This is a genomic window from Halorussus litoreus (assembly GCF_003382685.1).
Classification (GTDB): Archaea; Halobacteriota; Halobacteria; order Halobacteriales; family Haladaptataceae; genus Halorussus; species Halorussus litoreus.
In genome coordinates this window covers 47,033-58,231 of record NZ_QLVG01000045.1, presented here as the reverse complement: position 1 = coordinate 58,231, position 11,199 = coordinate 47,033, and the positions used below count along the sequence as shown (strand labels likewise).

Sequence of the window (11,199 nt, the reverse complement as noted above, 5' to 3'; positions counted from 1 at the left end):
CGGCGACGGCGCGAAATCGCGCCGTCGCCGACGCGCAAGCCCCGTTTGCCGACGGCTACCGACGAGGTAACGCCGGGTTTCCGTTCGGGGATTTTTGTCGGTCGGTCGCGTAGCGAGCGTCGGGAACTATCCGGGGACGGGGACACGATGGACCTCATCGAAGGCGCACGCATCAGTTGGCGCAACGTTCGCGAGCACAAGCTCCGCTCGACGCTCACCACGCTCGGGGTCATCATCGGCGTCGCGGCGGTCATCACCTTCGTCACGCTCGGCGCGAGCCTCCAGCAGGACATCATCAGCACCGTGGCCGGTGGCAACGCCGCCACGATGTACGTGACCGCCCAGTCGCCGGGCGACAGCCAGCTCCCGTCGCTGGGCGGCGGCTCGGTCGTGTTCACCGAGTACGACGTGAACCAGATCCGCCAGCTACGGGGCGTCGAGATCGCCGCCCCGGAGAGTGGCATCGCTGCGTCGTCGATGAGCCACAACAACTCGTCGGTCGGCAGACAGTGGGTCACGGTGTCCTCGCCGGGCTACTTCCGGGTCCGGAACATCGACTTCGCCGCGGGGCGGCCGTATCGGTCGGGCGAGCAGGAGGTTGTGCTCAATCGCCCGGCGGCACAGATGTTCCCGGGCAACGTCACCGTTGGAGAGAACGTCTCGTTCACCCGCGCGGCGAACGGCGAGGTGCTGAACGCCACCGTGGTCGGCATCGTCGAGTCCCAAGGCGGCGAAGGCGTCCTCAGCGGGATTCAGGGCGACGGCGAGCAGCCCCGCGTGTACGCACCGAGTCGGCCGTACTACGACCGGACCGTGTCGAGCCCCAACCTCCGGGCCCGCCAGCTCGTGTACGGTCGCATCCTCGTGTCGGCCACCTCGCCGGGGCAGGTCGACGCCGTGCAGGGCCGGGTGTACAGCTACCTCGGCGAGCGGTCTGACGCCCGGCAGCTCAAGTCGAACAACTACCAGTTCGAGGTCACAACCCAGGAACAGATCGTGGGCCAAATCCGCCAGCTCACCAGCACGTTCACCGCGTACATCTCGGGCATCGCTGTCATCTCGCTCGTGGTCGGCTCCATCGGCATCGCCAACATCATGCTCGTCTCGGTCGCCGAGCGCACCCGCGAGATCGGCATCATGAAGGCGGTCGGCGCGCAGAACCGCGACGTGCTCCAGCTGTTCCTCGCCGAGGCGGTGATGCTCGGCGTGCTCGGCTCGGCGCTCGGCGCGCTGGTCGGTCTCGGGGCCGCGTTCGCAGGCGCGCGAGCCATCGGCCTCCCGCTGGCGTTCCAGCCGGTGTGGTTCGTCGCGGCGGTCGTGGTCGGCGTCGTGGTGGGCGTGCTCGCCGGTCTCTACCCGGCGTGGGACGCCGCCCGGACCGACCCCATCGACGCGCTTCGCCATGAATAATCCGTCCGGACGCGCGCGATTTGCTACCGCCAGAGCGCGCGGTCGCCCCGGCGAGTCGCCGACTCGCCGGGGCGACCGCGCTCCCGCGACTTCATTTTGGAAAGTAGCTCGGCGATTGTGACTCGTTCCCACTGTTCACACGGTTTCACGGCGTTTTTCCGCGAAATGCGAGGTTGAAGGTGGTGTCGCCCCAGTAACGACGCCTCGCCGTCGAATCGCGTCGACCGAGATTCGACTAGCCGGCGGATAACAAAGGCGTCGCCCGCACAACGTCGGCCAACCGACGCGTCCGGTCGTCTTTCGGGCGCACGAACCTCACTGATGACCGAACAGAATCTCGCACAGGAGACCACGGTCCGGGAGGGCAGCCTCGGGCGGGAGTTGCTCTGGCTCGCGCCAGCGCTGCTCGCCGGCATCGTGCTGTTCTACGTGTATCTGGAGTCCCATCCGTACCCGTCGTTCGGCGCGGGGCTGTACCTGCTCATCTCCGAGAAGATCTCCGCGGCGGGGTACGCCCTGCCGGAGACGATTCCCTACTACACCGAGGGCGGCGTCCCGTTCGCGTACCCGCCGCTGATGTTCTACGCGGTGGCCGCCATTCGGGATCTGACGGGGGCCGACCCGATCACTATCACGCGATTTCTGCCCGGAATCGTCACGATAGCCTACCTCGTGCCGCTGTACCTGCTGGCCCGCGACCTGCTCGACTCCCGGCCGCAGGCCGCGCTGACGTGTCTCGTGGTGGCCGTGAGCCCGCCCGCGCTCCAGTGGCACATCTCTGCCGGCGGCATCGTCCGCGCGCCGGCGTTCCTGTTCGCGCTCTCGGGCATCTACGCCGGCCTGCGGCTCTACCGGTACCGCGAACGCCGGTGGCTCGTCCCCGCGCTCGTCCTCTTCACCCTGACAGTGCTCACCCACCCGCTGTACACCGCCTTCTTTGCGCTGTCCTTTTTCCTCCTGTTCGCGCGATTCGACCCCTCCGTCCGGGGGTTCGCCCGCGGCGCAGTGGTCGGGCTGGGCGGCGTCCTGTTGGCCGCGCCGTGGTGGACGCAGGTGATGGCACACCACGGCGCTGGGGTGTTCACCGGCGCGGCGGGGACCCACGGCGGCATCGGCGGAGGCGTCCGGTCGCTCCACGCGCTCGCGAACGCGAGCCTGACCACCGCGCCGGTCGAGCAACTCTGGGCCGTCCTCCCGCTGCTCGGGCTCGCGTACCTGCTGAAAGAGCGCCGCTACTTCCTCGCGGCGTGGTTCCTCGCGGTGGTGCTGGCGTTCGGCAAGCCCCGGCTCTCGGTGACCGTCGGCGCGCTCGTGACCGCGGTGTTCCTGCTCGAGGGCGTCGCTCCGTGGCTCGACCGCGAGACCGAGATTCCGGTAGGTCGCCGCGGCGTCGCCACCGTCGCACTGGTCGCGCTCGCAACGGTCGGCCTCGCTGGCGGCGCGCTGTACGCGACCAGCGACGTGAACGCCCACGGCGGGAGCCCGTCGCTCCCGCAGTTCGTCGACCACGACGACGTGGAGGCGATGGACTGGGTTCGGGCGAACACGGACCCGAGCGCCACGTTCGTCGTCCAAGGTGACACCGCCGAGTGGTTCCCACAGCAGACCCAGCGCACGATGCTGGTCGGGCCGTGGGGCGTCGAGTGGGAGGGTCCCGAGGCGTACCAGCGCCAGCTCGGCCTCTTCCGAGGCGTCTCCTCGTGCAACAGCGCGACCTGCATGAGCCGGACCCTCTCCGAGGAGGGCGTCCAGCCCGACTACGTCTATCTCCCGAAAGGGAAGTTCACGGTCCGCGGGATGGAGTACCGCCGGACGAGCAAGCTGGCGATGTCGATGCATCTCTCGCCGACGTACCGCACCGTGTTCGAGAACGACGGCGTCATCGTGTTCGAGGTCGCGGACGGTGCGACCGTGAACGCTGACGGAGCGTCGGGCGGAGGGAGTTAGAACAGCGGGTCGAGCTCGCCGTCCTCGTCCTCGATCAGGTCGGTCGTCTGCGCCTCGCTCTCGGCCTCGATCTCGTCGATGTTGTCCTGCGCGTCGACCGCGACCTGCTGGAGTTCCTCGACCCGTGGCACCGCCGAGACGCCCGACAGAAGCACCGCGCCCGCGACCTCGTCGGCGTTCGGCGTCGGGTAGTCGCCGCCCCGGACCTCCATCGATCCGGTCTGGTTCTCCAGCCACTTGCGGCCCTTCTCGACGCCCTTCCGGTTGAGGAACTGCGGCGGGCCGCTGGCGACGAGAAGTGATCGGTCCGCGCTCTCGATCTCGCAGGGCAGCGTGAGCCGACCGAGCGCGGCCTTCCGGACGAGGCTCGTGACGCGGTTGGTCGCGTGGGTCGAGTCGACCGCCTCGGTGCCGTCACTTTTGAACCGCGAGAGCAGGCCGCCCGAGGGGTTCTCGACCGCTTCCGCGGCGTAGCCCACCGTCGAGACGCCGCCGCAGTCGAGCGTGTTGATGATCTCGCTGGAGTCGACCACGCTCTCGCCGACCGCGCCCCCGCGCTCGACCTCGCCCGCGCCGAACAGCACGCCGAACCGGCGGACGATCTCCTCGTTGATGCGGTCGTAGCCCGCGCCGACGCTCTCGCCGGCCTCGCGCCACGCGTCGTTGTCGAACACGAGCAGGTTGTCGACCTCGCGGACGAACGTCTGGAACGACCGCGCGGCGTTCAGCGTGTAGATGCCGCCTTCGTCGCGGCCCGGCAGGACGCCGAGGCCGTAGACGGGTTCGGTGTAGATGCGCTTGAGATACTTCGCGAGCACTGGCGCGCCGCCCGACCCGGTCCCGCCGCCCATCCCGGCGACGATGAGGAACGCGTCCACGTCGTGGATCGGTACGTTGTCGACCGCGCCCTGGATCTCGTCGATGTCCTCCTCGGCGATTTCCGCGCCAAGCTCGTTGTCCGCGCCGACGCCGTGGCCCTTGACTCTGGACTGGCCGATGAGCACCTGATTCGCCTCGGGGACGTAGTCGAGTCCCACGAGGTCGGCCTTCGCGGTGTTGACCGCGACCGCCGAGCGCACCGCCTCGCTACCGGTGCGCTGGTCGTACTCGATGAACTTGTCCACGATCTTGCCGCCGGCCTGTCCGAAGCCGATCATGGCGAGTTTCATCGCAATCCCTCCGTGGCGCGGGACGGGCGACGCGCGCTCGTCGTTCCGCCGGCGAGTCGAGAGTCCCCGCTGGCGTTCCAGATGGCCGTAGCCGAGTCACTACCCCCGAGCTGATTAGTACACATTCCGTAGCCCCCGAGGTGGTAGACCACGAGGTCACTGATAAATCATGAGCACGGTTTTGTCCCACGAGCGACAGGTGTCCGTTCGGCGCGCGGTACGGATTCGTGTCAGGTTCGGCGTAACTCGCTGACGCCGTTTCGGTGTTCCACGAGTAGATATTAGGCGAGCCGACACCGACGAGATACAGTAGTTAATTATCCGTCACTACCGTCGCTCCGCGACGGGGAGACAACGATGAAGCGAACACTGCTGATAGCGGTAGTCGTCGCAGGACTGGCCGCCTGCGGGGCGCTGTCGTCTGCAGCGACGCTGACGCCTGCGGCGGCCTCGACCGACTCGGCGGAGTCGGCGATTTCGCCGCCACAGGCCAACGAGACCGCGTTCCCGCCGGGGGTGAACGAGTCGGGCGTGACCGGCCCGCTCGCGCTCGCGACGGCCCACCGCGAGACGCTCGGGAACACCTCGTACGCGGCGGTGACCACGATCACGTTCCAGCGGCCGAACGGGACCGTGGTGGCCGAGGCGACGACCATCACGCGCGTCGAATCGGGCGGCGAGTCGTTCTCCGTGGCCACGACGGGGAGCCAGTCGAACGCGAGCGCGCCGCTCGGCGTCGACCACTACAGATCAGAGAGGTGGGTGAACGAGACCACTGTGGTAGTTGCTGATACCCTCCGTAGCGAGGAGCCGACTTACCGGCAGGTCAACCGCGAAAACTCGCTGACCGGTCCGGACGCCAACTGGGAGTTGCTGTACGGCGCGTTCGGGACCGGCGAGACCATCTACGTCGGTCAGGTCGAGCGGGGCGGGACGACCCTGCACAAGATCGTGTCCACGCCATCGAGAACCGAGGCGACCGACGGCCCCGTCGACGGAACGACGTACGACTTCTCGGCGCTCGTGGACTCCGAGGGAGTGGTCCACAACTTCCAGACGACCCAGCGCTCGACGCTAGAGGGCGAAACGGTGGTGGTCACCAGAACGATGCGGATTACCGAGATCGGGAACACGACCGTCGAGCGACCGGACTGGTACGAGCAAGCAGTCGAGAACGACACGGAGACCGCGTCCGAATAAGAACGAAAGGGAAGACGGGCGGAGTAATTCGATTCCGGCGGTCGGCGATCTACGCCGACGCCGACACCTTCTCGCCGACCGACTCGGCGATGCTGTCGACGTCGTACTCGTCAGTCTCCTTGTCGAAGACCTGCTCGCCGTCCGCGCGAACCCTAAATACGCCGCTGTCGCCGGTCACGAGCGCCACCGAGTCGAGTCGCTCGCCGTACTCGCTGAGCAGCGCGTGCTGAAGGTCCTGTGCTCGGTCGAGCATCCCGCACGGCACGCAGTATTCGATTTCGACTTCTGTCATGGTCGCTTGGCAATTGGTGTCGAGTGAACTTAAAAAGCGGTGGGACTCTCGGATTAGCGTTTCCCAGTATTCGGTGTGGCTCTCGTTGCAACCGGGATCTGCGACACTGAAGCGAAATTATTCGAAATGAGGCTGGCGCGCGCGAGCAACGCGCGCGAGGTCTTCGGGAGCGTCGCGACCGAAGGCTCGGAGGACGCGGGTTGTCCTCCGGTGGACGAACGACCGAGCGGAGTCTGCGCGAGCGATGCGAGCGCAGGCTCGGCAGTGGCAGCCCGCGCAGCCCGCAGGGCGAGCAGGACCGTCTGCCGGTGCGAGGGAGTGAGGAGGCTGGGGAGGTGTGAGGTTGCGGTTATCATGTGTCGAGGCAGTAGCTAGCTTCGTGCTTCTTTGAATCGGAAGACAGTTCTGAGCTAGCTACTGCTTGCGCCTCGGCGTGACCGCACAGCACCGCACCGCGACAGCACCGCAACGAGCCTCGTCCTCCCCAGCCTCCTGTGCTTCTCGACCTCCGCTACGCTCCGGTCTGCGATGCTCGTCCCTCGCGCGTTTTGGCGCGGCGCATAAAAGCGCCGCGCAGCACGCGCCGGGGGTGAAAGGAAAACCAGCGCATTCAGAGTCCGGAAGACTAGCGCAAGCCGAGCAGAAATCGACCGAGACAGAAAATATTGGCAAGCCGAACGAGCGAGTTCAGAGCGTTTCCGAACTGCTTTCGAGGCGGTACACGTCGATGGTCTCGCCCGTCCCCGCGTCCCGGTCCGCGGCCGACACGATGGCCTCGCGAGCGAGTTCCTCCGCGTCGTCCAAACGCGCCACGTCTCCGCCGTCCAGAACGCCCAGCGCGAACTCAGCGCCCGAGCCCAATGCGATCCTGTCGTCGGTGACGATGCTCCCGCTGGCGTCGATGCCTCGGACGCGAGCCTCGCCGTCGTCCTCGCGGCCCGCAACGACGGCTTCCACGCCCTCGCGCGCGAGGTTCGAAGCGACCGTCGCGAGCCTGCCGATGCGCATCGATTCGCCCTGCTCGGTCTCGTACGACCGGATCTCGGATTCGAGTTGGCTGCGGAACTCCTCGACCACGCCGCTCTCGCCGACTGCGGCCGCGCCCACCTCGCCGAAGTCGAAGACGTGGTCCTCGTCGCGGCTCCGGACCGTCCCGTCCTCGACTCGCAAGCGGTCGCCCGCCAGCACTGCGCCGCCCTCGGCCTCGACGGCCACGATAGTTGCCATGAGCAAATCGACGGGAGCCCGGCGGAAGTGCGTTGTTGCCGCGGACCCGGGGTGGAGAACGCAGCTGCGACGACTGAGCGGCTCCGCGTCGGCGCTCGACCGACTCTCGCCGATTCACGTGACCGACTCGTAGACCGCCTCGATGCGTTCGCCCGTCCGCCGGAGGCTGATGTCCCTGACCGCCTCGCGACCGTCGGACGGCCGGGGGTCGTCGAGCACGTCGACGAGTCCTGCGAGGAGTTCGTCGTCGTCGTCCGAGACGGTCGCGAGGGAGACGCCGTCGAGCCGGTCGGCCACGTCGCCAACGTCGGTCGAGACGACCGGGAGGTTACACGCCATCGCCTCCTTGACGGCGTTGGGCGAGCCCTCGTGGTCGGAGGTGAGCAGGAGCGCGTCAGCGGCGTTCATGTACGTCGCGACCTCCGCGTGCGGGACGCCGTAAACCACCTGTAGCTTCGCGTCGCGGTCGATTCGGTCGTCGGCGCGTTCGACCAGCCGGCGGGCGCGCTCGTGGTTCTTTATCCCGCGAGAGGGCGGATACGGAAACAGGACGTGGCGAGCGTCGGGGTCCCAGCCGACGTGCGCGCGGGCCTCGTCGGTCGGTCGGGGCGCGAACTTCTCCATGTCGATGCCGTGCGGGATGACGTGGCAGGGGGCGTCGAGCTCGCGTGCCATCTCCTCGGACATCACGATGACCGCGTCGCAGTGGCGGGCGCACCGCTTCGAGAGCCAGCCGTACTCGCCGAACAGATCGGTGCCCCACAGTGAGAGCACGACCGGGAGCCGAACCTGCGCGAGCGCCATCGGCGCGGTCAGGCCGTAGTTGGCGTGGACGAGGTCGTAGCCGTCGAGCGACTCGCGGACGACCTGCGGCACGAACCGGAGGTAGTCGCCGACCGAGCGCTCGGTCACGTCCTCCCCCGCGAGGTGGTCTCCCGGCGGCGTGACAGTCTCGCAGTCGACGCCCCGCTCTTCGAGCGTCCGGACCTGCTGCTCGAAGAACCGGGCGTCGCGGTTCGAGACGAGGTTGAGGACCCTCGTCGTCCGCTCCGATCGAGTGTCGGGGGCAGTTCGCGCCTCGGGGCCCGACGTGCCTCGGTCGAGCGCCCGCGCCGACCGGGTCGTTTCGGACTGAGACGTGTCGGGACCGGTCGTCTCAGATCGAGTCGATTCCATACGGTTCTCGTCGCGTTCCTGCGTGGGTGTGTCTCGTGACATGGTATCGGTGAGTGCCGCGAATCGGTGTGCTGCGACCACCTCGCGTGCGCCAGCGCGGCACTGGCGGTCGGGCGGCACTGGCGCTCGTTGCACGACCTTCCGCGCCGAGCGTGTTTGTTATGCGGAGCCTGAACCGCGGGGTGGAGCGAAGCGGGCTCGGGCGTCGCGGAGTCGGCCGGCAGAAGCGCGTGCAACCGTCGACCCTATCCGCCGCCGCGCAAAGCCGGAAAACCGGGGCTCCCGCAGTCCGAACCCCTCGGTGCGAAAAAATAAGCTGAGGGTCGTTTCCGAGGAAAATTCGAATTTAATGGCCACCAAATTTATAATTACAGAGAAACCACTATCTAGCGTAACTCATGCACGACCTGACTGGGTTCCAGCGGGACCTCCTGTACGTCATCGCGGGCAAAGACGAGCCCCACGGCCTCGCCATCAAGGAGGAGCTCGAATCGTACTACGAGAAGGAGATCCACCACGGCCGGCTCTACCCCAACCTCGACACGCTCGTCGACAAGGGGCTCGTCGACAAGGGCCAACGCGACCGCCGGACGAACTACTACGTCCTCACCGACCGCGGCCGCCGCGAGATCGAGGCCCGCCGCGAGTGGGAGCAGAACCACCTCGAAGAGACGGCCTCCATCTCCGCGTAACGCCCGATAGACGGCAGGTATCGCCCAATCGACGCCAGCAACGTCCCGCCGAACCGCCGACCGAGCGGTCCCCGAATCGAACCGCCAATCGAACTGCCCGCCGAATCTCCTTCGGCAAGCTGTTCTCCGCCAACTCACACCGCAAAGCGTCGCTCACTTTTCGCCCGAATCTGGCTCCTCGCCGGGAGCTGACGCTGCACCCGAGTCGGAGACGACCACCGAGACCTCCTCGCCGTGGTCGAGATCGGCGTCACCGAGCAGTCTGAGCAGCGTCGCGTCCTCGCCGGCCTCGACCACGCGAGCCCGGTAGGGGTCCCGGCCAGTTGCGCCAGTGGACCCCGGTTCGAGCGCGTCGAGGCGGTCGAGCACCGCGCGACGGAACGCCTCGGGGTCCTCGACGACCGCGTCGGACTGGGACTCAGCGGCGTCCGAGACCGTCTTCGACGCGGTCGATTCCCCTTCCGGCTCTGCCTCCGCGGCAGCGTCATCCGCCACTGGGAAGTCGGCCGACTCGCCGGTCGGACCGTCGAAGCGGGCTTCGAACCGTTCGACGTCGAGTCCCTCCGCGTCGAGGTCGGCCGCTTGCATTCGCGTGACTCGGGGCAAGTCGTCGGCCTCGGCGTCGTCGACTCTGAGGCCGTTCGACCGCCAGTCGCGGGCGCGGATGGACTGGACCGCGGGCTCGCTCAGCCACGGCGGCGACGACCACCGGCCGTCGACGTAGATGGTCTGCTCGCGGTGGTCGTCGCTGGCCCAGACGAAGCGCTGGTCGTACCGCCCGCGGAACTGGCGGAGGGCGCTCCGGGGGCCGTGGCCGGCGACGACGTGGATGGGGTCGAACGCGGTCACGAGGTCGTCGATGACCTCGATGTCGGGGTGGTTGACGAGCTGGTAGTCGTAGACGGTGGAGGCGGCCGTCTCGACCGGGTCGGTCGCGCCGCCGGTCAGCTGGACCAGCGTCGCACTCGCGTCGTCAGCGATGGCGTCGAACAGCTTGCGTGCGCTGCCCTCGTTGGGCACCTCCGGTCCCGCGACGGTGACGCCGCCGCGGTCGAGGAGATCGCTCGGGTCCTCGAACACCGCCACGGGGTCGACGTTCGGCACGTCGTAGCCCAGATCGGCGTACAGCTTGGCGACCTGTCCGGCCAGCGTGACCGGGATCGACTTGTCGAGTCGGTCGCCGAGGTGGCCGAGCAGGTAGGCGACGTGGAGCCCGGTCAGCGCGCTGGCGGTGACCAGCACCGACGAGCCGGCTGTTGCCCGCTCGGTGACGGTGAACAGCGACTCCGAGAGCGTCCCCTCGAAGTCGTCGGTCGTCGAGACGTTGACGAACAGTGCGTCCACGTTCGCGGGCAGGTCGGTGTCGAGACCGGGGTAGCCGGCCACTCGCCTGCTGGTGAAGTCGCCGGTGAACAGCAGGTGGTTGGCACGCGAATCCGCGCGGAACCGGACGAGGAATCCCGCCGCACCGGGCGCGTGGCCCGCCGGAACGGGGAAAACTTCCACGTCAGGGACGACCGTCGCCCAGCCGTCGAGCGGTTCGAGCCGGTCGAGCACCGAGTCGGTCGCGCCGATGTCGTAGTTCTTCTCGCCCTCGGTCAGCACGTCCGCGAGGACGTTCGCGGTGGGTTCGGCGGCGTAGACCGGTGCGCCGTCGCGCAGCGAGTCGGCCAACGTGGCGTAGTGGTCGAGGTGCGCGTGGGTGAGCACCACCGCGGCGAGGTACTCGTCGTCGGCGAGCAGGTCGTCGAGGTCGACACCGCTTCCGGAGTCGACCAGCAGGCAGGGCGTCCGCTCGCGGGCGTCCTCGCGGAATCGGAGGAGGTACGACCCGCCGCCGGTCGACGGGTTCGCGTGCTGGTAGCTCAGGTTCATCGAGAACCACGAACTTTCGTCGGCACGCGAACGTGTAGCATACGACCGACCACGAACCGGGGGGACCTAAACGCTTTGCCACCCTTTAAATAATGTTACCGCCGGATAGGGAAATGGTCATTCTGCCGGCGTGAATGGCAGGCAGTCGTCGGGGTTTCCGGGCGTCTGCTGTCGATTCGCTGGTCGTCTCCGGGTGATTTACTGGTCGCCC

At 67.8% G+C, this 11,199-nt stretch carries 9 protein-coding genes; 4 read left to right on the top strand and 5 right to left on the bottom strand.

Features of this window, described 5'->3' with window-relative positions:
- Positions 1–147 precede the first annotated feature (147 nt).
- Both DPQ64_RS13885 and DPQ64_RS13880 read left to right on the top strand, forming a co-directional pair.
- The gene (locus DPQ64_RS13885; protein ID WP_115864912.1) at positions 148–1,410 is read left to right on the top strand and encodes an ABC transporter permease; all 1,263 of its coding nucleotides are present in this window, start codon (positions 148–150) and stop codon (positions 1,408–1,410) included.
- A gap of 321 nt (positions 1,411–1,731) precedes the next feature.
- Positions 1,732–3,357, top strand: a complete 1,626-nt coding sequence (locus tag DPQ64_RS13880; protein ID WP_115864911.1) for a glycosyltransferase family 39 protein — start codon at positions 1,732–1,734, stop codon at positions 3,355–3,357.
- On the opposite strand, the gene DPQ64_RS13875 is transcribed toward DPQ64_RS13880, so the two are convergent.
- Positions 3,354–4,526 carry a tubulin/FtsZ family protein gene (locus tag DPQ64_RS13875; protein WP_115864910.1) on the bottom strand — a complete coding sequence of 391 codons (1,173 nt, stop codon included), beginning with the start codon at positions 4,524–4,526 and terminating at the stop codon, positions 3,354–3,356. The genes DPQ64_RS13880 and DPQ64_RS13875 overlap by 4 nt on opposite strands.
- 357 nt (positions 4,527–4,883) lie before the next feature.
- Between DPQ64_RS13875 and DPQ64_RS13865 the strand changes: the two genes are divergently transcribed.
- Positions 4,884–5,726 (top strand): hypothetical protein, encoded by an 843-nt coding sequence (locus DPQ64_RS13865; RefSeq protein ID WP_157971714.1) that lies wholly within the window; start codon positions 4,884–4,886, stop codon positions 5,724–5,726.
- Between the two features lie 49 nt (positions 5,727–5,775).
- On the opposite strand, the gene DPQ64_RS13860 is transcribed toward DPQ64_RS13865, so the two are convergent.
- The 3 genes from DPQ64_RS13860 to DPQ64_RS13850 form a co-directional block, all read right to left on the bottom strand.
- Positions 5,776–6,018 carry a SelT/SelW/SelH family protein gene (locus DPQ64_RS13860; RefSeq protein ID WP_115864907.1) on the bottom strand — a complete coding sequence of 81 codons (243 nt, stop codon included), beginning with the start codon at positions 6,016–6,018 and terminating at the stop codon, positions 5,776–5,778.
- 687 nt (positions 6,019–6,705) lie between these two features.
- Entirely contained in the window at positions 6,706–7,245 is a 540-nt protein-coding gene (locus DPQ64_RS13855; protein ID WP_115864906.1) for an Ntn hydrolase family protein, read from the bottom strand.
- Positions 7,246–7,359: 114 nt separating this feature from the next.
- Positions 7,360–8,421: a glycosyltransferase gene (locus tag DPQ64_RS13850; RefSeq protein ID WP_115864905.1), complete on the bottom strand. Its 1,062-nt coding sequence runs from the start codon at positions 8,419–8,421 to the stop codon at positions 7,360–7,362.
- 398 nt (positions 8,422–8,819) lie between these two features.
- On the opposite strand from DPQ64_RS13850, the gene DPQ64_RS13845 reads away from it, so the two are divergent.
- Complete coding sequence (locus DPQ64_RS13845) at positions 8,820–9,113, top strand: PadR family transcriptional regulator (RefSeq protein ID WP_115864904.1); 294 nt, start codon at positions 8,820–8,822, stop codon at positions 9,111–9,113.
- Positions 9,114–9,266: 153 nt separating this feature from the next.
- Here the strand turns inward: DPQ64_RS13845 and DPQ64_RS13840 are convergent, their stop codons facing one another.
- Positions 9,267–10,988, bottom strand: a complete 1,722-nt coding sequence (locus DPQ64_RS13840; RefSeq protein WP_115864903.1) for an MBL fold metallo-hydrolase — start codon at positions 10,986–10,988, stop codon at positions 9,267–9,269.
- Positions 10,989–11,199: the final 211 nt, after the last annotated feature.